The sequence below is a fragment of the Paenibacillus mesotrionivorans genome (genome assembly GCF_046098205.1).
Taxonomy (GTDB): domain Bacteria; phylum Bacillota; class Bacilli; order Paenibacillales; family NBRC-103111; genus Paenibacillus_AR; species Paenibacillus_AR mesotrionivorans.
The window spans coordinates 24433-48167 of record NZ_JBJURJ010000022.1 but is presented as its reverse complement, the minus strand read 5'-3'; the positions used below and the strand labels follow the sequence as shown (position 1 = coordinate 48167).

At 56.0% G+C, this 23735-nt stretch carries 20 protein-coding genes; 12 read left to right on the top strand and 8 right to left on the bottom strand.

All coding sequences use genetic code 11. The features are described 5' to 3' along the window. The first annotated feature begins 10 nt into the window (after positions 1-10). From ACI1P1_RS26190 to ACI1P1_RS26175, 4 genes are all read left to right on the top strand, one after another. The gene (locus tag ACI1P1_RS26190; protein ID WP_416219468.1) at positions 11-1210 is read left to right on the top strand and encodes a glycosyltransferase family 4 protein; all 1200 of its coding nucleotides are present in this window, start codon (positions 11-13) and stop codon (positions 1208-1210) included. Then, positions 1191-3518 (top strand): glycosyltransferase family 4 protein, encoded by a 2328-nt coding sequence (locus tag ACI1P1_RS26185; RefSeq protein WP_416219467.1) that lies wholly within the window; start codon positions 1191-1193, stop codon positions 3516-3518. Before ACI1P1_RS26190 ends, ACI1P1_RS26185 begins: the two co-directional genes overlap by 20 nt. A 72-nt stretch (positions 3519-3590) precedes the next feature. Next, positions 3591-4958 (top strand): sugar phosphate nucleotidyltransferase, encoded by a 1368-nt coding sequence (locus tag ACI1P1_RS26180; protein WP_416219465.1) that lies wholly within the window; start codon positions 3591-3593, stop codon positions 4956-4958. Next, positions 4949-5242 (top strand): hypothetical protein, encoded by a 294-nt coding sequence (locus tag ACI1P1_RS26175; protein WP_416219464.1) that lies wholly within the window; start codon positions 4949-4951, stop codon positions 5240-5242. Before ACI1P1_RS26180 ends, ACI1P1_RS26175 begins: the two co-directional genes overlap by 10 nt. 613 nt (positions 5243-5855) lie before the next feature. Here the strand turns inward: ACI1P1_RS26175 and ACI1P1_RS26170 are convergent. Continuing rightward, on the bottom strand, positions 5856-6935 hold the full coding sequence (locus ACI1P1_RS26170) for a lactonase family protein (protein ID WP_416219463.1): 1080 nt from the start codon (positions 6933-6935) through the stop codon (positions 5856-5858). A 411-nt stretch (positions 6936-7346) separates the two neighbouring features. Here ACI1P1_RS26170 and ACI1P1_RS26165 point away from each other — a divergent pair, with 411 nt between their 5' ends. From ACI1P1_RS26165 to ACI1P1_RS26150, 4 genes are all read left to right on the top strand, one after another. After that, on the top strand, positions 7347-8117 hold the full coding sequence (locus ACI1P1_RS26165) for a metallophosphoesterase (RefSeq protein ID WP_416219462.1): 771 nt from the start codon (positions 7347-7349) through the stop codon (positions 8115-8117). A 30-nt stretch (positions 8118-8147) separates the two neighbouring features. Continuing rightward, complete coding sequence (locus ACI1P1_RS26160) at positions 8148-9077, top strand: helix-turn-helix transcriptional regulator (RefSeq protein ID WP_416219461.1); 930 nt, start codon at positions 8148-8150, stop codon at positions 9075-9077. Positions 9078-9374: 297 nt separating this feature from the next. Continuing rightward, on the top strand, positions 9375-9767 hold the full coding sequence (locus tag ACI1P1_RS26155) for a RidA family protein (protein WP_416219459.1): 393 nt from the start codon (positions 9375-9377) through the stop codon (positions 9765-9767). An 83-nt stretch (positions 9768-9850) separates the two neighbouring features. After that, complete coding sequence (locus tag ACI1P1_RS26150) at positions 9851-10678, top strand: endonuclease/exonuclease/phosphatase family protein (RefSeq protein WP_416219458.1); 828 nt, start codon at positions 9851-9853, stop codon at positions 10676-10678. On the opposite strand, the gene ACI1P1_RS26145 is transcribed toward ACI1P1_RS26150, so the two are convergent. Beyond that, positions 10650-11348: a 3D domain-containing protein gene (locus ACI1P1_RS26145; protein ID WP_416219457.1), complete on the bottom strand. Its 699-nt coding sequence runs from the start codon at positions 11346-11348 to the stop codon at positions 10650-10652. The genes ACI1P1_RS26150 and ACI1P1_RS26145 overlap by 29 nt on opposite strands. Positions 11349-11732: 384 nt before the next feature. Continuing rightward, positions 11733-12347, bottom strand: a complete 615-nt coding sequence (locus tag ACI1P1_RS26140; RefSeq protein ID WP_416219456.1) for a TetR/AcrR family transcriptional regulator — start codon at positions 12345-12347, stop codon at positions 11733-11735. A gap of 120 nt (positions 12348-12467) precedes the next feature. Between ACI1P1_RS26140 and ACI1P1_RS26135 the strand changes: the two genes are divergently transcribed. After that, a complete protein-coding gene (locus tag ACI1P1_RS26135) occupies positions 12468-14717 on the top strand; it encodes an MMPL family transporter (protein WP_416219455.1) in 2250 nt (749 codons plus the stop codon). A gap of 278 nt (positions 14718-14995) precedes the next feature. Here the strand turns inward: ACI1P1_RS26135 and ACI1P1_RS26130 are convergent, their stop codons facing one another. After that, positions 14996-15910 carry an alpha/beta hydrolase gene (locus tag ACI1P1_RS26130; RefSeq protein ID WP_416219454.1) on the bottom strand — a complete coding sequence of 305 codons (915 nt, stop codon included), beginning with the start codon at positions 15908-15910 and terminating at the stop codon, positions 14996-14998. Positions 15911-16082: 172 nt separating this feature from the next. Between ACI1P1_RS26130 and trhA the strand changes: the two genes are divergently transcribed. The 3 genes from trhA to hisJ are packed head-to-tail and all read left to right on the top strand — an operon-like array spanning position 16083 to position 18374. After that, on the top strand, positions 16083-16724 hold the full coding sequence (gene trhA, locus ACI1P1_RS26125) for a PAQR family membrane homeostasis protein TrhA (RefSeq protein WP_416219453.1): 642 nt from the start codon (positions 16083-16085) through the stop codon (positions 16722-16724). A 46-nt stretch (positions 16725-16770) separates the two neighbouring features. Beyond that, the gene (locus tag ACI1P1_RS26120) at positions 16771-17553 is read left to right on the top strand and encodes an alpha/beta hydrolase (RefSeq protein ID WP_416219451.1); all 783 of its coding nucleotides are present in this window, start codon (positions 16771-16773) and stop codon (positions 17551-17553) included. Next, on the top strand, positions 17550-18374 hold the full coding sequence (gene hisJ / locus ACI1P1_RS26115; RefSeq protein WP_416219450.1) for a histidinol-phosphatase HisJ: 825 nt from the start codon (positions 17550-17552) through the stop codon (positions 18372-18374). Before ACI1P1_RS26120 ends, hisJ begins: the two co-directional genes overlap by 4 nt. Positions 18375-18773: 399 nt before the next feature. Here hisJ and ACI1P1_RS26110 read toward each other — a convergent pair whose 3' ends face one another. From ACI1P1_RS26110 to ACI1P1_RS26095, 4 genes are all read right to left on the bottom strand, one after another. After that, on the bottom strand, positions 18774-20792 hold the full coding sequence (locus ACI1P1_RS26110; protein WP_416219449.1) for a chemotaxis protein CheW: 2019 nt from the start codon (positions 20790-20792) through the stop codon (positions 18774-18776). Positions 20793-20813: 21 nt separating this feature from the next. Then, complete coding sequence (locus tag ACI1P1_RS26105; RefSeq protein ID WP_416219447.1) at positions 20814-21242, bottom strand: chemotaxis protein CheW; 429 nt, start codon at positions 21240-21242, stop codon at positions 20814-20816. A gap of 19 nt (positions 21243-21261) precedes the next feature. Further along, positions 21262-22848: a methyl-accepting chemotaxis protein gene (locus ACI1P1_RS26100; protein WP_416219446.1), complete on the bottom strand. Its 1587-nt coding sequence runs from the start codon at positions 22846-22848 to the stop codon at positions 21262-21264. 368 nt (positions 22849-23216) lie between these two features. Next, positions 23217-23729, bottom strand: a complete 513-nt coding sequence (locus ACI1P1_RS26095; protein ID WP_416219445.1) for an ADP-heptose synthase — start codon at positions 23727-23729, stop codon at positions 23217-23219. Positions 23730-23735 lie beyond the last annotated feature (6 nt).

Sequence of the window (23735 nt, the reverse complement as noted above, 5' to 3'; positions counted from 1 at the left end):
CAGTGAAAGCATGGACATACTGGCAACGGGAATGGGCTGGATCAATCACACCCCTGGCGGGTTAAACCGGTATTTTGCCGACTATCTGGAAGCCATGGCCGCTACCGGCCATACAGTAAGAGGGCTGGTAACCGCCCACGGCGAGGACATCGCCGCCCCCGCCTATATCCGGGACGTCCTGGATAAGCCGGAACGGTTGTCCACCCTGGCCCGGACCAGGGCCTTCCGTGCCAGAGCCAAGGCGGAGCTGCTGCGGCATCAGCCCGATGTGTTTAACCCACATTTCGCTCTGTACAGCTCGATGGTGACGCGGGACATGGTGCCGGCGCATATTCCCATTGTGACCCACTTCCACGGGCCATGGGCGCAGGAATCCCTGGTAGAGGATGCGGGTCTGGATTGGGGTCAAAAGGTGCGTTACCAGCTGAAAAAGAATGTGGAGCTCCTGTCCTACCGGCGTTCGGATCACTTTATTGTACTGAGCCAATACTTCCGGGACATTCTCACCCGGGATTACGGAGTTCCCGGCGAAGCGGTCCATATTGTGCCCGGGGCGCCGGATATCGAACGGTTCCGCCCGGCGGACAACCGGGAGGAGCTGCGTAGAGCGCTGGGGCTTAAACCCGGCGCCAAGGTGCTGTTCGCCGCCCGGCGGCTGGTGAACCGGATGGGCATCGACAATCTGATCCGGGCGATGGCCGCCGTGGTCCATGCGGAGCCGGATACGGTGCTGTACATTGCCGGGGACGGAGCGCTTCGGGGCCATTTGCAGGATCTGATCGACCAGCAGGGATTGGGCGGGGCGGTGAAGCTTTTGGGCCGTGTCTCCAATGAAGACCTGGTCCGCTGGTATCAGGCGGCGGATCTGAGCATTGTACCGACGGTGACCCTGGAGGGTTTTGGCCTGGTTACGGTAGAATCGCTGGCCTGCGGGACACCCGTCCTGGGCACGCCTTATGGAGGGACCAAGGAAATTCTGGAGCGCCTGTCGCCTGAGCTCCTGTTCGACGACCACAAGCCGGCCTCCATTGCGGCCCGGATCATTTCGGCCTTGAACGGCTCCAGCTTTGTACCGGGGCGAAGAGCCTGCCGGGAATTTGTGCTGGCTAACTATACATGGGAAAAGGCGGCCGCCGCCATTAGCGGCATTTTTGAACAGGCAGTGCAGGAAAAGGAAAAGGGGGCTGTTTATGAACGTAGCGTTCTATAACCACACCAGCGATGTCAGCGGCGCTGAAATCAGCCTTCTTCTCACGGCGCGTCATCTTACGGACACCACGCCGGTGATTTTCGCCCCGGAGGGGGAACTGCTGGAACGGGCCCGGGAGGCTGATATCGCCGTTGAGCCGGTTGAGAGCTACCGGGCCAGGATGAGCAAGAACCCTCTGAAGCTGGCGGCGGGTATGCTGGGTATGCTGAAATCCGGCTTCCGCTTCTCCCGTGCCGTCCGCAAAAAACAGGTGCATGCGATTCACGCCAACTCCCTGCGGGCAGGGATGATGGCCTCGTTGTTCACCTGGCATCACGGCCTGCCGGTGATCTGGCATGTGCGGGATATGCCCCCTGGCGGACTGATGGGCAAGGCGGTCAATCTGCTGGCCTGGATGTCGGGCAGCTCGGTCATCGGCATCTCGGAACCGGTCACCCAAGGCTTCGCCCGGAAGGCGCTGGCCGGAAGGCTGCACCTGATCCACAACGGGGTGGAGCTGAAGGAAATGAATGAGCGCGAAAAACGCCATCACCGCCACAACATCCGCGAGGAGCTGTCCACCCCGCAGAAGGCCAAGGTGGCTGCCATTATCGGGCAAATCACCCCCTGGAAGCGCCAGGAGGATGCCATTGAGGCGGCGTCCCGGCTTTGGGAAAACGGCCACGATGTATATTTGTGGATTGTCGGAGAGGCCAAGTTCCGGCAAGAGAACATCGAATATGAGATTGCCCTGCGCAATCGGGCGGAGGAGCTGGGCATCGCCCACAGAGTGCGGTTTACCGGCTTCCGTAAAGACGTCATGGAGATTTGTGCGGCAGCGGATCTGCTGTTTCTGTGCTCGGACAACGAACCCTTCGGCCGGGTCATCATAGAAGCCATGTCCCAGGGTGTTCCGGTTGTGGGCACCCGGGCCGGGGGTGTGCCGGAGATTATCGAGGACGGGGAGAGCGGATTTTTGTACGAAACCGGTCATGTGGAGCAGCTGGTCCATCTGGCGGGCCGTCTTTTGGCCGATGATCTACAGCGGGTACGGATGGGGCGCAATGCTGCCGACCGGGTCAAGGCCCTCTTCACCATCCAGCGGACAGCGGCCCGGGTGGAGGAGGTTTACGCCACCCTGCCTGCCATTCAGCGCCAGGCGCGAGCCCTTCCCGCTCCTGCCGCCCCAGCCGGGAAAGGCCAAAAGGTGGCCATTGTCCACGACTATCTGAACCAGATGGGCGGAGCCGAACGGGTGGTGGGTGTGCTTCACCGGATGTACCCCGACGCTCCGATTTTCACCACCATCGTGGACCGGGACAAGCTGCTTCCAGAGCTTCAGGACGCGGACATCCGCACCACCTGGATGCAGCGTATTCCCGGCGTGAACAAACGCTTTAAACTGTTTTTCTGGCTGTACCCCTTTGCCGTATCCTCTATGAACCTGAAGGGCTACGACGTGGTCATCAGCTCCAGCAGCGCCTACGGCAAGGGTGCCCCTGTGGATGAAGGAGCGGTGCATATCTGCTACTGCCATACGCCTATGCGGTTCGCCTGGGATTTCAACAGCTATATGGAAGCCGTAAAGGTGCCTTCTCTGGTGCGGACGGCCGCCCGGATGCTGGTGATGCCCCTGCGGCTGTGGGACAAAGCCACCTCCCGCAAGGTCACCCAGATTATTGCCAACTCCACGGTGGTTAAGGGGCGGATTGAGGAGCATTACGGCAAGGACGCGCTGGTGATTTTCCCGCCGGTGAACGTCAACCGGTTCCAGGTGGAGCCGGAGTCAGAGGATTTTTTTCTTATCGTCTCCCGTCTGGTGTCCTACAAGCGCATCGATCTGGCCGTAGAGGCCTGCTCCTATACAGGGCAAAAGCTGGTGGTTATCGGCGACGGCCCCGACCGCAGCCGGCTGGAGGCTATTGCCGGCCCCAGCGTCACCTTCCTGGGACGGCTTCCCGACGAAGAGGTGGAGCGTTACATGAAACGCTGCCAGGCCCTGCTGTTCCCGGGCTTCGAGGACTTCGGCATAACTCCGCTGGAGGCCAATGCCTGCGGCAAGCCGGTTATCGCCTTCCGCAAGGGCGGGGCGCTGGATACGGTGGTGCCCGGCTTGAACGGTCTGTTTTTCGATGAACAAACCATTGAATCCTTGGCGGATGTCCTCCGTTCCTTCAACTCTGACCAGTTTGATCCTGCGGAGATCCGCCAGCATGCGGAGGCCTTCGAGGAAACCCGCTTTATCCAGGAGCTGGAGCAGGTGGTCCAGGATGCCACAGGCAAACGGGTGGTGCCGGTGAAATTCGGTACAGCGGAGTCCAACGCATAGCGTCAGCTTATCGACCAAATCTCAAACCATGATGCTCCACATACAACCACTACCTTAAAGGGGGAAACCGCCATGAAGCTGGTCCTGTTATCCGGCGGCTCAGGCAAACGCCTGTGGCCTTTATCCAACGACGCAAGATCCAAACAATTTCTGAAGGTGCTGCAAAATGATCAGGGGAACATGGAGTCCATGGTCCAGCGGGTATGGCGGCAGATGGGCCGTGCGGGTCTTGCCCGCCACGCTTCCATTGCCACGGGCAGAGGCCAGGTGGATATGATCCAGAGCCAAATCGGCCCGGAGGTGTCCGTCATTGTGGAGCCCCAGCGCAGGGATACCTTCCCGGCTATTGCCCTGGCGGCGGTTTACCTGTACTCCATTCAGGGTGTATCCCTGAACGAAGTAGTGGCTATCCTTCCGGTGGACCCCTATGTGGAGGACAGCTTCTTCGACAAAATCAAGGAGCTGGAGGGGGCGGTAGCGGCCACCGGCGCCGACCTGGCGCTGATGGGGGTGAAGCCCACCTACCCTTCGGAAAAATATGGCTATGTGGTGCCGGAAGCGGACAGCGGCGATACCTCTGAGGTGATGATGGTCAGCCGTTTCGCCGAAAAGCCCAGCCGCGAAAAGGCGGAGGCGCTTATTGCGGAGAAGGCGCTTTGGAACTGCGGCGTATTCGCCTTTAAGCTGAACTATATGATCAACCTGCTGATGGAGCTGGGGCTTCCCATCCATTACGAGGAAATGCTGCGCCAATACCACCGTTTGCCCAAGATCAGCTTCGACTACGCGGTGGTGGAGAAGGCCGAGCAAATTGTGGTGCTTCCTTATGCAGGCGAGTGGAAGGACCTGGGCACCTGGAACACCTTGACGGAGGAAATCCAGGCTCCGCTTATTGGCAATGGCACCATCTGCGGCGATTCCAAGAATGTGCATATGATCAATGAGCTGGACATTCCGATTGCGGTGCTGGGGGTATCGAACATTATCGTATCCGCCAGCCCGGACGGCATTCTGGTTGCGGACAAAAACGCCAGTCCCAAGGTAAAGGATCTCATCGGCCATCTGGAGCAGCGCCCCATGTACGAGGAGAGACGGTGGGGCTCATACCGGGTGCTGGATTTCAAGAAATTCCCCGAGGGTCAGGAGGTGCTGACCAAACGCATCTGCATCTCCGCCGGCAAAAACCTGAGCTACCAGACCCATGCCAAACGCAGCGAGGTGTGGACGGTCATCGCCGGAAGCGGCCAATTTGTGCTGGAGGACCGGATCGGCAGCCTGCAGGCGGGGGATGTGGTGAAGATTCCGGTGGGGGCCAAACACAGCATCCGGGCCTTCACCGACCTGGAAATCATCGAGGTGCAAACCGGCAGCGAATTGGTGGAGGACGATATTGAGCGTTTGACCATGTCCTGGGAAGAGATCGTGAGCTTATGCAGATAAAACGCCCCTACACCAACCCGTCCAACCGTTCCTTGTCCACTGCGGAGAAAGACCGCAAGTATCCGTTGAAATGGGCGATTTGCTACCAGGGCAAACCCTACATTTCCCTCTACGGGAAGAAGAAGGCCCATGATCTTCTATACAAGCTGAACCATACCATGCTGGGCCTGACGGTAATTCCCTTGGAACCGGGGGAGAGCAGCGCAGGAAGAACCCTGGGCGGCGTCATCCGGCAGGGCAGGCAAGCGGTAAGACGTTATGAGAGAGCAGAGTATGAAGGGTAAGGTAGACTTATGAGGTGAGCCCGGGGTACCCGTTGGGGTATTCCGGGCTGTTTGGGTTTCGCGTTGTTTGAGTTTCACTACGGCCAGGCCCGGAATCTAACGGAACTCAGCGGCCCTTAGCCGGTGAAATGTGGCGTGTTTGGAACCTAACGGAACTCAGGAGCTCTTACAGAGCTTTTTGGCTCCCATTGGATGCAAAAAAGGCTTCTAACGGTCGCTGAATTCCGTTAAATTGGAAAATACTCGGATTTCCCCCTCTAAGCGCTTCTGAGTTCCGTTAGCGCGCAGTGGAGGCGAGTACAGCCTAAGACCATAGTTTGTCAAAACCTGCCCATACAAAAGAGCGGAAGCACGGCTCCCGCTCATAAAATCGCTATATAGCAGCACACCACTAACATCTCCAGCAACGAAGCCACCATACAGCATCACGCACCACAAACATCTCCAGCAATGAAGCCACCATACAGCATCACGCACCACTAACATCTCAGCAACAAGCCACCATACAGCATCACGCAGCTTGAGCCTCCGCCAGCAAGCCCGTCTTCCGCGATACAGCGGCATCTGGGCAAGCCCGGCTTCTTGCGCTGCCACTACATATCCCCTAACGGGCCTACGACAAGTCGGCGAATTTGATGCAGACCGGCTTGGACAGCACCAGACTGCGGCCGTTGGCTGACAGACGCCCGGTTTCTGCATCGCGCTCAAACACCACAATATTGTTGCCGTCCCGGTTAGCGGCAAGCAAGAGCCGGTCATCCAGCGACAGCGCGAAGTTGCGGGGATGTCCGCCTTGGGTGAGCACATGCTCTACCGGCGACAGTGTCCCGTCCGACTGGCTTACAGCAAAGACAGCGATGCTGTCATGACCACGGTTGGAGCCGTATACGAAGCGCCCGTCCCGGGAAATATGGATGTCCGCCGTGGCGCTTTCGCCAGCGAAATCCTCCGGCAGCGTGCTGATGGTCTGAACCGGTATCAGGGCACCGCTTGTCCGGTTATAACGAAACACCGTAATGGTGGAGTTCAGCTCATTGATGGAGTAACCCACCGCCAGCTCCGGATGGAAGGCAAAATGCCGCGGCCCCGAACCCGGGGGCAGATCCACCGAGGCTGTCTCTGTCAGCGACGGCGCTTCCGGATTGATCCGGTAGCTGACGATCTTGTCCATACCCAGATCGCACACCACTGCGAATTGGTTGTCGGGATCTACAAACACCGAATGGGCCCGGGCCTGGGTTTGGGCGGGAAGGATACTGGACCCGGTATGTGTGATTACCTGTGCAGATGGGCCGATCCGTCCGTCCTCCAGCACCGAATTCACCCCGACCAAACCGCCGTGGTAGCTGGCCGTAAAAAGACACTTGCGGCTTTTGTCCAATTGGATATGGCAGATGGGGGAATCCACTGTACGTTCCCGGTTAAGCTCGGTCAGTCGACCTTTTTCCGGATCGATGGAAAAAGCGGCCGCCACCCCGCTGCGTCCTCCCGTCTGGCCTTCGGAGAGCACATAGAGGATGCGCTTTTCCGGATCAACGTCCAGGAACGTGGGATTCTTCAACCCTTGTATACGGTCGGTGATGGTCATTTCTCCATGCACCGGGTGAAACAGGGCTACATACACACCATCTTCCTCTGCTTCCGCATAGGACCCGATAAAAGCAAAAATCCGTTTATTTGCATTGTTCTCCAAATTTATCACCCCGCATATTATAATTCGCAATCATTATACAATCCCCGACAAGAATGGACAAAAAGATTTGACATGATACGAAATGTTTCGTATTATGGAGGAAATGTTGATCCGTAACGTATCATACCATAATTTGTACCATGGTGGCTACATATCGGAAAAAGGGGAGAACCGTCCTATGCATACAGAAGTGTATTGCATTTGCTGCAAGCAGAGAGTGCCTGCCGAAATGGCAAAGCTGACCTTCAAAACGGGATTTTACCGCAACATTCCTTTGGGAATTTGCCAATCCTGCGGTAAAATAGAATTCAACGCATATACATATGAGGTTGTATGTATGCCGGCCCCGGCTTATTGAAGGTGGTCCTTCCCGGGACATATGGCAAACAACCGGCGGGAAGGAGGCGCACTATGCTGGAATGGATCATTCCGGGAGCGGCTGCCGCTCTGGCGGGATACGGCTTTTTGATTGTACCTACCCAATGGCTCAAGCTGGAACGGATAAGCCACCCCATCGGCTTGAACAAGAAGATCCTGCAGATCAGCGACATTCATGTGGAGAAGCTGCGGATCAGCCCCCGCAGACTGGAGCGGACAATCCGGGAGGAGGCGCCGGACTGGATTTCGCTGACAGGGGATTTTACCCGCAAAACCTGGTATTTACCCCGCTTGGAGCCTTATCTAAAGGTCATATCCGCTTCGGGTGTGCCCGTTTATGCGGTTTTGGGCAACCATGACTATAAGATGAAAAGCGGCATGAACCGGCTTTTGGAGCTGCTCAGCCGTTATGGCATTACTCTTCTGCGCAACGAAGCGCTCCGCCTGCCGGATTGCACCCTGGTTGGCATCGACAATTTCGGTACCGGCCACAGCAAAATCGGCAAGGCCTTCCGCCAGACCAAACCCACCGACACCATTATCGTCCTCACCCACGATCCCAATGTGGTCCCGCATATCGGGAAACGCTACGATTATCTCATGTCGGGACATCTCCATGGCAAACAACTGAATATTCCCTTTTTCTTCCGCTTCAAACCCAAGGGTGAGCTTCCGGCCCGGGGCATCTACAAAGGGCTTCACCGTTCCCCGCAGGGGGCATATTACATATCCAAAGGAATCGGCCAGGCTGGGGTAAACGCCCGGTTTATGGTCCGCAGTGAGGTCACCGTCCATGAGCTGTAGAACCATCCCCGCCGGACAGGGAGCAGCCGGATGAAAATCGACAGAATGCTGGGAATGCTGATTTATTTGCTCAACCGGGACACGGTCAGCGCCCGGGAGCTGGCGAATCGCTTCGAGGTATCTATCCGTACGGTCCAGCGGGATATGGAGACGCTGGGTTTGGCTGGTGTTCCAGTAGCCTCTATCTTAGGCACCGCCGGGGGTTACAGAATACTGGATACCTACAAGCTGAACCGGCAGCTGTTCAGTGCCGAGGATTATGTCCAGCTGATAATCGCCCTTAGAGGTCTTGGCTCCGCTTACCAAAGCAGGGAGGTGGGGGCGACCTTGGAAAAGATGCTCTCTCTGGCTCCCGACGGTACGGCTGCGGAGCAGCGGCTTCAGCTGGATTTGAGTGTATTGCGGGAGGGGGTTGAGGCGGGGGACCGTCTGGCTGCCCTGGATGCGGCCATCCGCAGCGGAAAGGCCGTCCGTTTTGACTACACGGACGTACAGCTTTTCAGCACCAGGCGGCTGGTGGAGCCTATGCAGCTCACGTACAAATGGCATGCCTGGTACCTCTTAGGGTATTGCTGCGAAAAGCAAGCCTACCGGCTGTTCCGTCTATCCCGTATCCGCGATCTTACCGTTACCGGGGAATCTGTTTCCCGGGATCACAGACAGGCCGAGCAGCAGTGGGCCGAAGCGGAGAAGGAGCGTCCCTACGTGGGGATGAAGCTGGCTTTTGCCCCGGAGGTTCGGATTCTGGTGGAAGAGTCCTTTCCGTTTGCCCATATCAGCAGGTCGGCTGAGGGCCATACGCTGTTGGCCGAGCTTTCCCTTCCGGAAAACGAGCGGGGCTGGTTCGGTGTGCTGCTGGAGCTGGGAGGCAGGGTTACGGTTCTGGAGCCTGAAGCCGTCAGACAGGAGCTGCTATCCCGGGCCAGGGATATAGTGAATCTGTACCGTTCTGCCGAATAACGACATACAGCTGTCCGGATTCCTCTCCTATAATAGGCTCATCCGTTGGGAGTCTGACTAAAAGAATGAATAAATATTTATGTGGAATGACTGTGAGGGAAGGATTGACTTGGGAGCGAGTTTTTTGGCGGCTTTGAACCCTTATAGATTCCATTCAATCAAGGCCGACAAAACGTGTTTGAGCATCCAAGACACTCCTTCCCGGTAAGGAATGAAACCTGATAAATATTTATTCACCACTACCACTCCGTCGGACAGATCCCTAGAGCGGATAATAGGGAAGAGGAGCGGATTAACATGGCCAATAACAAGGGAAGCATCGTCAGAAGCAATATCAATGAGGAATACGCCTACTCCGAAATTGTGGAGGCAGGCGGTTTTGTGTTCCTCAGTTTTTGTGTAGGCAATGTGGGCGGAACAGTTGAGCAGCAGGTGGAGGGCGCCTTGAATGATATGAACGGCAGGCTTGCTCAGGTAGGGCTAACTCTGGAGCATGTGGTTAAACTGGATATTCTTCTGCGGGATGTATGGGATATTCCTGTGATGGAGGCGGTGTTCAAGCGCAGATTCAAGGGAATGTACCCGGCGCGCAAAACCATTTCTACTGAATTCGCCCATCATGGCGGCCCCACCGGACTAAAGGTGCAGATGGACGCCATTGCATATGCGGGAACAGGAAAATCCGATTGAGTTCAGAATCCATGTTGCGCCGGAAGCCGCATAACGCTCATAATAAAGGGAACGAATGCGGTTGAAAGGATGACTATCCCTCCGTGAAAATTACAGCTATGAGTTTTAACCTGCGGGTCTGCCGGCTCCTGGATTTCCACCGGTCGTGGGTGTTCCGCCGGGAGAGCGCCGCCTTGGCCGTGGCCGCCCAAAAGCCTTGTCTGGTAGGCTTTCAGGAGCTGACCGGGCGTATGCTGGCGGAGCTGTCCCCGCTATTGCCGGAATACGGCTACGTGGGGACAGGGCGGAACAAGGATGGCGGCGGCGAGCACAATGCCATCTTCTACCACCGGAAACGGCTGGTTCCCCTGGAATGGGGCCAGCTGTGGCTTTCCCCGCAGCCCCAGGTCCCGGGCAGCATCGGCTGGGATGCGCGCTTCCCCCGCATATGCACCTGGGCCAAGCTGAAGCTTTTGAAGGATCCGGCGGTTACGATTCTTATGTACAATACCCATCTGGACCATATCGGACGGACCGCCAAACGCCAAGGCGCCTTGCTGGTCTGGCGGACCATCCGGGAGCATCAGGAGCGCTTCGGGCCTACTCCTGTGCTTTTGGCCGGGGACTTCAACGCGGGGCCCGAGCATCCGGTTATCCGTTTCCTCTCGGGAGAGGATGAGCTGGAGGGGGAGCGCAGCCCTTTGGCCAATGCCTTCGCCGACCCCCAGCATGCAGGCAAAACTCATCATGGCTTCCTGGGCGGCCGGCTGGGCAAACCTATCGATTATTTATTCGGCGGATTTGGCCTGCTGCCCTTGCACGGGGATGTGATCCGCTCCAAGTATAACGGACGGTATCCCTCCGACCATTATCCGGTCAGCGGCATATTCCGGGTGCAGCGGCTTACACCGAAGCCAATACAAACACCTTGACATTGCGCTTGACGCCGAATGTACGGGCTTCACCCACGTCATTCATGAATACGTCAATTTTGGACCCCTTAATGGCTGAACCGGTATCCTCCGCCTTGCGGATGCCTACCCCCTCAATATAAACGGTGGAGCCCAGCGGAATAACCTTGGGATCTACCGCTACCGTACGTCCTTCCTCCGCCCGTACACCGCTGTAGGTGATCCCGTATTCGGGATGGGAGGGGGTTTTTCCTGTGGATTCAGCGCCGGCTGTATAGGCGGTAAGGGTTGTGGAGAGGACCCGTTCAATCACCGGCTCCTTGCCTTCCAGAAGCGGTACAGGCATCTCGGGAATTTTGAGCTTTTGTCCGACATGGATAAAGTTGGCATTGGATATTCCGTTGTAGTCCTGTAGCATTGCTACAGAAGTGCCGAAGCTGCCGGCGATTTTGGAGAGTGTATCCCCTGAACTGACGACATAGGTTAAGTTTTCCACTTTTGGTGCCGGAGCCGCCGTTTCGTCAGCAATGGTTATCAGGTCTACAGAGTGAGCCTCCGCCGCGGCAGCCGGCACAATATGAACATCCCACTCCTCATCGCTGAGCAATTGGCGGGCATAAGCGCTTCCGCTGGGGGAGACAATACTCAGGAGAAGCATCAGCAACAGAGTATAGCGCATGTGGCGTTTCATCGCATCCATCATCCTCCATGAATTGGTTTCCAGCGGAACACCGCCGGTATGAGATAATCTATGAATCTTGCAATGGCTAGCTGTATGATTACTAGCATGGCCGGATTTTACGCTTCTATACCTTCTCTACCAAAAAAAGATAGAGCCGCCCGGACAAGCAGCCATGGAATAGGGCTGAATGTCCGGACGGCTCTATATGGTTTACACAGATTGATGAAGGCCTAGGGTGTGTTTGAAAACTCCGAGGGGAGCAAATGTTAGCGAATTTTCGTTCATGGCAAGGCACTTGCCCGCAGGCGTACCGGGGGTACGTCAAGGGCAAGTAACGAAGTCAGGGGCGAAAAGGCGTTAATAGGTGCCCTCAAGCGAGTTTTCAGACACGCCCTAAACTGCAGCCCCCTCCAAAAAAAGCTCCACAATCGCTTCGGCGGATTCCCGTACGGATGGATACTGCTCCATCAGTACAGCACGGTTGCCCAGCATCAGCAGGGCGGAAAAGGAGAAGGCCAGGAAACTGGGGGAAAGAGGCTTCAGCTCCCCACGGCCGGCAGCCTCCCGGAAGGCCTCCGCCATGATGTGGTGGATCCGGCCCTCTGCGTGATGGATTTCCTGCACCTGCTCCGGGGAAAGCCGGGACTCCGCCTCCTTCAGCATGGTCATCAGATCAGGCCGGGTTTCGGCCAGATGTCCGGTGGCGATTTGAACCAGGCGCTCCTTCAGTGTTCCGGGGCCGGCCAGCATAAGGCGCGTTATATCGGCTGCACGACCCAACAAATGAACCACAGCTTGGGTAAACAGCACCGCTTTATTGGAATAATAGTAATAGATCGTCGCTTTGGTTACCTGGCAGTCGACTGCGATCTGCTCCAGAGAGATCTGCTCATAGCCCTTCTCCATAAACAGCCGCGCTGCCGCTTCCAGGAGCTGTGCCTCGATTCCGGCCTGCGGCTCCGGGCTTTTCGGCGGACGTCCGGGAGGACGTTTTCTTTTTTGATCCAAACCCTTCACTTCCCCTTGAATAATTAACCCGTCGGTATATATAATGGGATTGTTGTATTAATTATAAATAAAAGCAGCTTTGAAAGCTATAAGCCGCAATCGGCAAAGGAGCGTTGGTTCATGTCCAAGAAGCACTTATGGGAGCAATACGGCCGTACGGTAGCCGGGCCCCGCACCAAATGGGTAACCATTCTAATCTGGATTTTGCTGGCGGGCGGATTAAGCATGCTCTTGCCCTCAGCCAAAAGCCAGGAAAACAACAACGCGGCCAATCTGCCTGCGGACACACAATCTGTCGTCAGCGAGGCTTTAGCCGCACGGGAATTCCCGGGTGACGCCGGAGTACCCGCACTTTTGGTATGGCACCGCTCCGGCGGGATGCAGGATGGGGACCTGGCAGGCATCCAGAGTGTGACCCGCACATTGGAGCAGGCGCCTCTGACCCACCAGCTTGTGGTGCCGCCTCTGCACAAAATGCCGCCTCAGGCGCTGCGCAGCCAGCTGTCACAGGATCAGAGCACGCTGGTGCTGCCCGTCATTTTCCAAAAAGGGTCGGATACGGAGGCACTTAAAGCCGATCTGGAAACCCTGAAGGAAAAAACAGCAGCTCTCTTGGGCGCCGACCCCTTCGCCGCCAAAACCGACGGTGCGGAGCTGAGCGCCCGGGTATCCGGACCTGTCGGCATCCAGGTGGATGCGGTTGGACTGTTCAAAAGCGCGGACGTGTCCCTGTTGATCGGCACTGTGCTCCTGGTGCTGGTTATTCTGCTCCTGATTTACCGTTCGCCGATCCTCGCGTTGATCCCCATTGTGGGTGTCGGCTTTGCTTACGCAGTGGTCAATCCCCTTATCGGCTGGATTGCTTCCATGGGCTGGATCGAGGTGGACTCCCAGGCCATGTCTATTATGACGGTGCTCCTGTTCGGCGCCGGAACAGATTATTGCCTCTTCCTGATCGCCCGCTTCCGGCAGACGCTGAAGGAGGAAAAGGACAAGAGCAAGGCATTGCTTAACGCCATCAGCGATTCCTCGGGCGCCATTGCCATGAGCGGATTTACTGTCGTGCTTTCTCTTCTGGCGCTGCTTCTGGCCAAATACGGAGCGTATCACCGGTTTGCGGTACCGTTCAGCCTGTCCATTCTGGTTATGGGCATTGCCAGCCTGACGCTGGTGCCCGCGCTGCTGGCTGTGCTCGGCCGGACCTCCTTCTATCCCTTCATCCCGCGGACCCGGGAGATGCAGGAGGAGAGGGCGGCCCGCACCGGCAAGCCCGTTCCGCCCGCACGGCATCCCCACCCGTACAGCAATATTTTCAGCGGCTGGATTGTCAGAAAGCCATGGACCGTCGCCTTATCTGCATTTATCCTGCTGGGGGTGCTCGCTTCCTTCGCGCCGCGCATCTCCTACACCTTTGATACCCTGTCTTCGTTTCCGGAGGACATGGAATCCCGCCAGGGCTTTGCGGTAATTGCCGAGCAGTTCAGCCCCGGTGAGCTCGCGCCTATTAAGGTGATGCTGGATACTGACGGCAAGCAGGTAGACGGTGCAGCGGCGCTGAAGGCACTGCCTTTCGTCAGCAAGGTGTCCGATCCGGTAGCGGGCAAAACAGACCCTACCCTCGTCGCTTATGATGTAGAATTGAACATGAACCCGTATTCGGCTGAGGCCATGGACACCATTCCGCAATTTTATACCGCCATGGAGAAGGCTTTGGGCGGTTCAGGCATAGGGGAGCCTGGTGACAAGGTGTGGATTTCCGGACAAACGGCCACCCAATATGATACCCGTGAGACGGGTGACCGGGATGCCTCGGTTATTATTCCGGCGGTCATAATATTGATTGCCCTGCTGCTGCTGGTGTACCTGCGGTCCATCATTGCAGTGGTGTATTTAATTGCCACCGTGCTCCTGTCCTATTTCTCGGCGTTGGGGCTGGGCTGGCTGGTCATTCATTATCTGTTGGGCGCCGACGCCATCCAGGGCTTCATTCCCGTCTATGCATTCGTATTCCTGGTGGCGCTGGGTGAGGACTACAACATCTTCATGATCTCCGGCATCTGGCAAAAAAGCCGCACCATGCCCCTCTCCCGTGCCATCCGGGAGGGCGTTATGGAAAGCGGCTCGGTTATCACTTCCGCAGGCCTGATTCTGGCCGGCACCTTTGCGGTACTGGGCACCCTGCCCATTCAGATTCTGGTTCACTTCGGGATCATTACCGCAATCGGCGTGCTGCTGGACACCTTTGTGGTAAGACCGTTCCTGGTGCCGGCCCTGACCCGGATTCTCGGCAAATGGTCCTTCTGGCCGGGGCGGTATACACCGATTCCAGAGGAGGAGCCGGCGCTCCAGGGCGGACGGGGTAAAGCTTAACCGCCGCAAGATACACCTTTTGCTGCGCGGGGGCTTGGCCTGCCGGAGGGGGCGGACGCTCCATGGCTCCGAACCAGCCCGGCCCAAGCTGCCCAAATGCAAAAGTGCAGCTATTTTAGCCGGGAGGGCTCCAATGGGAGCCTCTTCCTGCAAAAGTGCAGCTAAATTCACTCCGTAACCGGCCAACCGGGTTTTCTACAAAAAATAACTGCACTTTTGCAGGCGAACCGGCGGCTTGAACCGCTCTGGCGGAAAATAACTGCACTTTTGCAGTTCGCCTATACTCCGGCTTCCTCCAAAAACTCCCCGACGATACGATCGTATTCGTCGGGGTTTTTCATATATGCTTCTGCATGGTCCGCATCCGGAGCCAGGTACAGCCGTTTCGTCCCCTGCTTCAGCCGGAACATCTCCTCGGTCATCCGCTTCTCGATGTAGCTGTCCTCCTGGCCGTGGATGAACAGCACCGGTGTAGCCGCCAACGGAAGACTGCGCAAGGATTCTGCCATATCCAGCCGCACTCCGGTGCGCAGCCGGCAGAGCAGCGCCACCAGCGGTATGGTGGGGGACACGGGAACTCCCGGATATTCTACCTTCAGCCGGTAGACCAGCTGCCCCATAATATCCGAGTAGGGGCAATCCGCAATGCAGAACCGCAGCCGCTCATCGGTGGCGGCATGCTGCAGCACGGTAGCGGCGCCCATGGATTCCCCGTGGGTGCCCACCACCGCGCCGGGGCCCATACGCCGGAACACCCAATCCACCCAGGCGCGCAGATCCTCTTTTTCATAGAAGCCGTACGTGGTGGAGGCTCCTCCGCTTTGACCATGCCGGCGGTGATCGTAAGCCAGCACATTATAGCCCCGTTTGCGGAACAGCTCCACATATTTGATGGAGGACAATCTGGAGCGGGTTACGCCATGTGCCAGGATCACGGTTTTATTGCTGTCCTCACCGCAGGGAATGAACCAGCCGGAGAGGGCATACCCATAGGGAGAGGTGATTGTCACGTCCTCCTTGGGAAGCGCCTCCAGATAGGCCAAGTCCAGTACACCGCTGTCTGCTTCGAACCGGAGGATCCGCTCCGCATCCCAAACCTTGATCTGCACCACCTTGTCGGAAAAATGCCACAAGGCTACGCCAAACGCCACAGCTATCGCAGCCAGCGGCAGGGCAATCCATAACCACCACATCCAACAACACCCCGGAACCCTCAGATTTTTCGGCCGAATGCCGCAATATCTATATGATAGGTGCGGATGGAACCAAAAGCAACGGGTTCCATTATTCTGCGGAAGGGTGCTTTTGGGCTGCGGATTGGAGTATAATGGGTAGGATCAAGCATATGGAGAGGAAGGATTTGCAGTGGCAAACACACATGTGTATACCCGGCGCGAAGAGATCGCCAATGCCATTATCCATGGAATTGGCGCCTTGCTGAGTGTCGCGGCTTTGGTTCTGCTGGTGGTATTCGCCAGTCTGGACGGCAGCGCCTGGCATGTGGTGAGCTTCACCATCTATGGCGTTACCATGCTTATTTTGTATACTTGCTCCACCCTGGTCCACAGCTTTCCCGAGGGTAAAGTCAAGGATCTGTTCGAGATTTTCGACCATTCCTCCATCTATCTGTTTATTGCCGGCACCTATACGCCGCTGTTGTTTAATGTGATCCGCGGACCCTTGGGCTGGACCCTGTTCGGCATCGTGTGGGGCATCGCACTGGCGGGTATCGCCTTTAAGGCCTTTTTCACCAAACGGTTTCTGTTCACCTCTACCATTTTTTATATCGCCATGGGCTGGATCATTGTATTCGCTTGGAATACGCTGACCCATAACCTGGCGCAGGGCGGGGTTATTCTCCTGGTAGCCGGTGGATTATTCTATACCCTGGGCACCATCTTCTATGTGTGGCGCAGCTTTCCTTACCACCATGCCGTCTGGCATTTGTTTGTGCTGGGCGGGAGCATCTGCCATTTTTTTGCTATCATTGTGTACGTGCTGCCGTAGAGACTACTTTTCATTTATTCCTCTATCCAAAAGGAGCTGCAATCCCATGGCATTTATGGACTGTCATTTCTTCTCGGATTCCCTGGGCGTCTCGGCGTCCATGTATGTGATCCTGCCCCAGGTGGCCAAAAACCAGATCGGCATGGAATCCGCCGAGCGGGGCGGCAAACATCCCACGCTGTATCTGCTCCATGGTTTGTCCGACGACCACACGATCTGGATGCGGCGCACCTCCATTGAGCGGTATGCCTCCGCTTTGGGACTGGCGGTGGTGATGCCTGCGGTGAACCGGAGTTTCTATACCGACATGCCCAATGGCCACAAATACTGGCAGTTCGTCAGCGAGGAGCTGCCGGCCCTTGCCCGTTCCTTCTTCCACTTGTCGGATAAACGGGAGGATAACTATGTCGCCGGTTTGTCCATGGGAGGTTACGGGGCCATGAAGCTGGCCTTGACCCATCCCGACCGCTTCGCCGCCGCGGCCAGTCTGTCGGGGGTGATGGATGTGAAGTGGGCGGTTCAGGCCCATCCCGGCGATGAGTTCAAATGGCTGTTCGGAAATTACGGGGGAATTGACGGCACACCGGCGGATTTGTTCCAGCTGGCAACGGAGCTTGCCGCTTCCGGGAAGGAGCAGCCCAAGCTGTACCAGTTCTGCGGCACGGAGGACTTCCTGTACGACCCCAATATCCGGTTCCGCGACCATGTGCAGGAGAAGGGCCTGGAGCTTACCTACGCGGAAGGGCCTGGCGGCCATAGCTGGGAGATTTGGGATAACCGCATCCAGGATGTGCTGAAGTGGCTGCCCCTGCCGGAGAAACGCCTATGATCAAGTGGGACGGACATACCCATACCCGCTTTTGCAGGCACGGCAGCCCGGAACCACAGGAAAAATACATACAAGAGGCTGTGAAGCAGGGCTTCCAGCGCTATTCCATAACGGAGCATCCGCCTCTGCCCAAGGGGTGGATCGATAATCCGGCTCTGATGGAGGAGCTGGCCATGCCCCTGGCCGAGCTTCCGGCATATTTCCGCTATGTGCGGAAGATGAAGGAGCGTTATTCGGGGATTATCGATATTCCGGCAGGGCTGGAGGTGGATTACCTTCATGGCGCTGCCGCGTATTCCGAAGCGATGCTGGAGCCTTGGCTGAACACCCTGGAGGATATTGTCGTGTCGGTCCATTACCTGCCCGGTAAAGGCGGTATGCGCTGCATCGATTTTACGTCGGAGGATTTCCGCGAGGGGCTGCTTGACTACTACGGGACTATGGAAGCGGTGGCGGCGGAATATTACGATCATGTGGAGCAGGCGATCCAATGGGCCAAAACGGCAGGTCTGCCGGGCAGAGTACGCATCGGACACATCAATCTGATCGAGAAATTCCAGAATGTGCTTCCGCCTCTAGAGGATGGCTTCATCCGCGGCAGGCTGGAGAAGCTGCTCCCCCTGCTGGCGGAAACAGGCTTCGGCCTCGATGTGAATACAGCCGGTCTCCGGGTGGGGACCTGCGGTAAGCCGTATGTGCCGGAGTGGTTTCTGAAGCAGTGCCGCGGGGCAGGAATTCCCCTTGTGTACGGCTCCGATTCCCACAAGCCGGAGCATGTAGGCTTCGGCTGGGAATGGTTTGAGCAGATTATGGGCGAGTAAATAGAACAGCAAGGGGCTGTCCGACAAATCGGACGAAACCCTACTTGGCAAGCTACACTCCCCTCCCGGTTTACACCCAAACATGAAATTTCATATATAAAATGGGCAAATCAGGCTGAAGTGATGGATTAAACACGATTTTTCAACTATAAATCGGGTTACTGGGTCGGAATGGGAAGATTTGATATGAAAAATCGAGTACAAAAGGGTATTTTATAACAATCAGGAAATTTGTATATGATTTTTCGAGTTTAGCTTCGCTGGTAAAAAGCCGCGCACAGAGTGTAGTGCCACCAAAGGCAGCAGCAGCTTGCGGAATAGAACCCCTCTGAACCCGCATCGGTGTCATAAAAAAACAAAAAGGCTCTCCTGCTGTTCATTCAGCCGGAGAGCTTTTTGTTATCCTTTGAGCATCTGGAACAAATAGGAGATTTCCGCAATCAGCGCCACCCGGCCGTTGCCCAGAATAGCGGCTCCGGCTACATAGGGGATTTTGCCCAGGTAGCTGCCCAACGTCTTAATCACAACCTCCTGATTGCCAAGAAGCTCATCCACCGCCAAGGCGATTTTCCTTTCGGCCGAACCGACAATCACAATGGGCTGATGCTTCTTCAGCTTGAGGGGGCGTTCATAATTCAGCACATCACTCAGCCAGACCAGGGGGATGGTTTCCTTGCGGATGACCAGTACACTCTGTCCCTGGATGGTTTTGATGTCCTTGTCCAACACCCGGACAATCTCCACGACGTTGGTCATCGGGATCATATAATCCCGTTGGGAGACCTTCACCTTCAATCCTGTAATAATAGCCAGTGTAAGGGGGAGGCGGATGGTGAAGCGGGTGCCTGTGCCGGGCCGGGAATCGATGTGGATCATCCCGTTCAGCCGTTCGATCTGGCTGCGGACAATATCCATACCCACGCCGCGCCCGGACACCTCGCTGACCTGGGCGGCAGTGGAGAAGCCGGGGCGGAAGATCAGGTGAATGGCGTCCTGGTCCGACAGATGGGCTGCCTCCTCCTCCGTCACGATCCCCTTGCGCAGGGCCGATTCCAGAATGGCCTCCGGACGGATTCCGCCGCCGTCGTCCTCAACGGTAATAATCACTTGGTTGTCCTCATGGTATGAGTTTAAGCGTACCGTACCTTTCGCCGGTTTGCCGTTGACAAGTCGGATGTCCGCCATCTCAATGCCATGATCCACCGCATTGCGGAGCAGGTGGATCAGCGGGTCCCCGATTTCCTCAATCACGGTCCGGTCCAGCTCGGTTTCCATTCCGTCCAGCACCAGCTCGATTTCCTTGCCCAGCTTCTGGGACAGATCCCGGACCGTTCTCGGGAACCGCTGGAACAGATGCCGGATAGGCAGCATCCGCGCCTTCATCACACTGTCCTGGAGCTCTCCGACCGTTCGGGAAATATGGTCCGAAATATCCCCCAACCGCTCCACAAACTCCTCATTGCGGTGGGAACGCGTAACGGATTGCTTCAGCTGCGCCAGTGAGGTCTGGTCGATCAGCAGCTCCCCCACCAGGTTCATCAGATGCTCCAGCCGTTCTACACTAACCCGTATGGTCTGCGGGCCTTTATTCTGCTTCTCCTCCGCCGAGACCGGATGCTCTTTGGCAGCGGAGGCGGGGACAGAGGCTTTCGGCCCGCTGGAAGACTGCGGCTGATAAAGCTCCGCTGCGGCTGACTCCACATCGGAGTGGGCGCGCAAGCCGGCCGCCACTGTCTCCGCATTCTCCCGGGTGGCGAGAAGAAACACGGCGCGGCTGTAAGCTTCCTCCGCTTCATCATCGAATGCGGCTCCGGGCTCGGAGGCTGCCGGATCGGCATAGAGCACAGCGCCGAATCTTGCCTGCACATCCTGCATGATGAGGTAGTAGCGGGCGCCCTTCATGATACAGCCGGAGCTGAGGGACATCTGCACCTTTAGGATGCTGCACCCGGTTTCCCGGGCTTCCTCCAGCCGGAGGGACTGCTCCAGGGTCAGCCCGGTCAATTCCTTCAGCTCTTTTTTAGGGGTTTCCAAGGAAGGGGTATTGTCCACAAATTCCCGAAGCTTGACCAGCAGGAAGGCAATATCCGAAAAAGCCGATTCCCCCATATACTCGTCGCGCAAAAGCTTCAGATGGTCCAAGGCCTCGAACAGCAGATTCACCAGATTGCGGCCTGCCTGGAGCTTATTGCTGCGCACCATATCCAGCAGATGCTCCACCTCATGGGTGACGGATTTCATTTCATCAAAGCCCATGGCGGCGGATGAACCTTTAATGGTATGGGCGGTGCGGAAAATCGATTGGATGGTATCCGCGGACGTATCATGCTCCAAATGAAGCAGATAATGCTCCATACGCTCCAGCTGATCCACCATTTCTCCAATGAATGCTTCGCGGTAGGCTGAAAGATCCTCCATTATGCTGTGCCTCCCGTTTCCTTATTCCTGCAGAAGGACTTCATCCAGCTTCAGGATGCCGACCAAATGCTGTCCCCGGAGCCCTATGCCCGAAAAAAACGCACCGTTCACACTGCCCATCTGAACAGGCGGCGGCTGTACCTCCGGATATGTGGTCACCTTATTGACCTGATCGACTATAATGCCCACGGCTTCCTCCTGGTGATGGACAACCACAATCCGGGTGGCTTTGGTATAGGCCTCATCGGCCATCCCAAACATATTGCGCAGACTTACCACCGGAACCACCATTCCCCTCAGGTTGATGATTCCCTTTACATAAAATTTGGAGTGGGGCAAATCCGTAATCGCCTGCATTTTGATAATCTCGTGGATATCCTCAATCTTAATGGCGTAATTTTCGCCGCCCACGGTCATTTCGATATATTGGTCCTGCTGAACGGTAGCCATAAGCTCACACCCGAATCTGTTAGATTTTGAATTTGGACACGGAGACATTCAGCTCGTCGGCAAGATGTGCAAGGGATTGGCAGGTTGCAGCCGTTTCCTCCGAGGCCGCAGCCGTCTCTTCACTGGTGGCGGCGATGGCTTCCACCGATCTCATCACGCTGGAGGCCTGGGCGGCCTCTTCCTCACAGGCGGCGGCGATTTCATTCACCTTCTGGGAGGAGTTGTCCACGGTGCGGATAATGTTGCGGAAGGCTTCCTTCATCTCTTCGGATTGAGCAGCGCTTTCGGATACGGCGGAAACGCTTTGCCGTGTATTTTCCTGCATGGCCTTGATGATGGAGGTAATTTCCTTCGTAGCCTCGCTGCTCCGTTCGGCCAGCTTGCGGACCTCGTCGGCAACCACCGAGAAACCCCGGCCCTGGTCTCCTGCACGGGCGGCTTCAATTGCTGCATTGAGGGCCAAAAGATTGGTCTGGTCGGCAATATCGTCTATGACCTCGATAATAGCTCCGATTTTCCGGGAGTCCTCCTCCAACAGGCTCATGGAGGCATTCACATTCTGCATGCCGGAGGCGGAGGCTCGGACGATGCCTTCGCCCTGGTTGGCTGTTTGCACAGTGTTGTCCGCCAGCTCGGCCGCTTCCTCCGCGCTTTGGGCGGCAGAATTAATGGCAAGGGTGAGCTCTCTGAACATTGCGGAAATGGACTGGGCAGATTGTGCTTGAGTAGTGCTGCCGCTGGCGATTTCCTGGGTGCTGGCGGAGATTTGCTCCGAGGCGGCGGCCACACTTTGGGAGGACTGCATGATACCGCCGATCAGACTCCGCAGATTATAAATCATGGCATTGATGCTGTCGGCAAGCTGGCCGATTTCATCCTTGGTGTGAATATCGGCCTCGTCCCGCAAATCCCCTTGGGATACCCGGCCGACAAGGGTGACGATTTGATTCAGGGGTTTAGAAATCAGGCGTGAAATCACGTAACCCAGGAGGATGCTGATGATCAGAGCGGCCAACACCAGAGCTGCGGTTATATTCCGCGAATCAGTATAAGTTTGAAGGGAAGCATCGTTTGCTTTATCACCCAGCTCCACATTGACTTCCATAAGCTTATCCAACTGGTCGCGGATTTTGTTGCCCTCCACCGCCAAGGTAGTGCTCAGATACTGCTGGAATTCCGAAATATCGCTTTTGTAAGCCAACTCGATGCCGGTTTCCATCATTTTGTAATACGGCCCGATAAGGCTGTCCAGTTCCTTCAAAACGGCCAGCTCTTCCGGCGTTGTAGCCAATGGACGGTACACCTCAATTTGCTTCAGTACATTCTTGTTTAAGGCATCCACCTCGCTGTTCATGCGGTCTTTATCAGCCTTAGCGGTGGCAGTGGCGATATCCCGGGTCAGAACCCGCACGTTCAAAAAGGAGATTTGGGCTTCGGACAAGGTTTGGATGGACATCAGGTTATTATTGTACAGCTGCTTGCTGTTGTTGTTCATCAGACCCAGATTGCGGATGGAATACAATCCGACGATACCCACCACAATGGCGACAAGGACGAAGGCGGAGATTAGCTTAGTGGACGTTTTCCAATTCATGAACCATTTCATAGAGGCATGCTCCTTCATCAGGTGATTAGTGGTTGTGTTAAAATCCGGGCCGGGTTTCATCGATCATGGTGTAGTCTTATGTATGTGCCGCAGTGGGTGGAGAATGTATAAGCTGGAACCACCTCCATTTTTATCATTGTTAAAAAATTATAATGATTATATTTTGCATCATATCATGTAAGGTTTTGATTCGACAATATTCGATTGTATACAACAACACTTTATTTCGTTGGTAATTTTTACAACGAAATGTAATCGCTCCTGAGTGAGGGCCGCGGAAAAAATCAAAAACCCCGGAAAGCCTGCTTACAGGCGGTTCCGGGGCATAATTAAACCCTGACATAACTGTCAGGGCCAGGGATTTTCTTCTAAAACTCCATCGGTACATCCGCTTCAACGGCATAATCGAAATCCTCAATGTCGAATACCTGCACAGGTATGGAGGCGTGAATCACCTTATCCACAAATTCCAGCTGATCTGTAAGAATAGGCAGCTTTTCTCTTAGAGACAGAAGAATCAGATCGGTCTCGATGGGATCAAACCTCTCCCCGTATTCGGCATTCTCCAGAGCATATACCACCGTCACGGTAACCCGCTGGTTCACAAGAAGACCAGGGCTTTTTTTCCATGGGGAAACCAAGGCGCGCTCAATTTTTTTCTTGTTCAAGGGCTCCTCGAAAAAGCCGATCAGGCCCTTAATGTATGTGCGCACATAGGTGTCATCCTCCTCCATAGACATAATGGGCTCGGGACTTTCCAACAAATCATAAAGCTCCATCAGGCTGGAGTAGGGCATTACATATTCAACCGGCTGAGCCGGCACCAGGAGCTGGCCGTATATCGCAAGCATAACCGCTTCAGCCACAAAACGCCTTTCCATACGCTG

What these genes read in the sequence shown, in the direction of transcription:
- ACI1P1_RS26190 (WP_416219468.1), top strand. Translation starts at nt 11, where the DNA reads ATGGACATACTGGCAACGGGAATGGGCTGGATCAATCACACCCCTGGC.
- ACI1P1_RS26185 (WP_416219467.1), top strand. Translation starts at nt 1,191, where the DNA reads ATGAACGTAGCGTTCTATAACCACACCAGCGATGTCAGCGGCGCTGAA.
- ACI1P1_RS26180 (WP_416219465.1), top strand. Translation starts at nt 3,591, where the DNA reads ATGAAGCTGGTCCTGTTATCCGGCGGCTCAGGCAAACGCCTGTGGCCT.
- ACI1P1_RS26175 (WP_416219464.1), top strand. Translation starts at nt 4,949, where the DNA reads ATGCAGATAAAACGCCCCTACACCAACCCGTCCAACCGTTCCTTGTCC.
- ACI1P1_RS26165 (WP_416219462.1), top strand. Translation starts at nt 7,347, where the DNA reads ATGCTGGAATGGATCATTCCGGGAGCGGCTGCCGCTCTGGCGGGATAC.
- ACI1P1_RS26160 (WP_416219461.1), top strand. Translation starts at nt 8,148, where the DNA reads ATGAAAATCGACAGAATGCTGGGAATGCTGATTTATTTGCTCAACCGG.
- ACI1P1_RS26155 (WP_416219459.1), top strand. Translation starts at nt 9,375, where the DNA reads ATGGCCAATAACAAGGGAAGCATCGTCAGAAGCAATATCAATGAGGAA.
- ACI1P1_RS26145 (WP_416219457.1), bottom strand. Translation starts at nt 11,348, where the DNA reads ATGAAACGCCACATGCGCTATACTCTGTTGCTGATGCTTCTCCTGAGT.
- ACI1P1_RS26135 (WP_416219455.1), top strand. Translation starts at nt 12,468, where the DNA reads ATGTCCAAGAAGCACTTATGGGAGCAATACGGCCGTACGGTAGCCGGG.
- ACI1P1_RS26130 (WP_416219454.1), bottom strand. Translation starts at nt 15,910, where the DNA reads ATGTGGTGGTTATGGATTGCCCTGCCGCTGGCTGCGATAGCTGTGGCG.
- ACI1P1_RS26120 (WP_416219451.1), top strand. Translation starts at nt 16,771, where the DNA reads ATGGCATTTATGGACTGTCATTTCTTCTCGGATTCCCTGGGCGTCTCG.
- hisJ (WP_416219450.1), top strand. Translation starts at nt 17,550, where the DNA reads ATGATCAAGTGGGACGGACATACCCATACCCGCTTTTGCAGGCACGGC.
- ACI1P1_RS26110 (WP_416219449.1), bottom strand. Translation starts at nt 20,792, where the DNA reads ATGGAGGATCTTTCAGCCTACCGCGAAGCATTCATTGGAGAAATGGTG.
- ACI1P1_RS26105 (WP_416219447.1), bottom strand. Translation starts at nt 21,242, where the DNA reads ATGGCTACCGTTCAGCAGGACCAATATATCGAAATGACCGTGGGCGGC.
- ACI1P1_RS26100 (WP_416219446.1), bottom strand. Translation starts at nt 22,848, where the DNA reads ATGAAATGGTTCATGAATTGGAAAACGTCCACTAAGCTAATCTCCGCC.
- ACI1P1_RS26095 (WP_416219445.1), bottom strand. Translation starts at nt 23,729, where the DNA reads ATGGAAAGGCGTTTTGTGGCTGAAGCGGTTATGCTTGCGATATACGGC.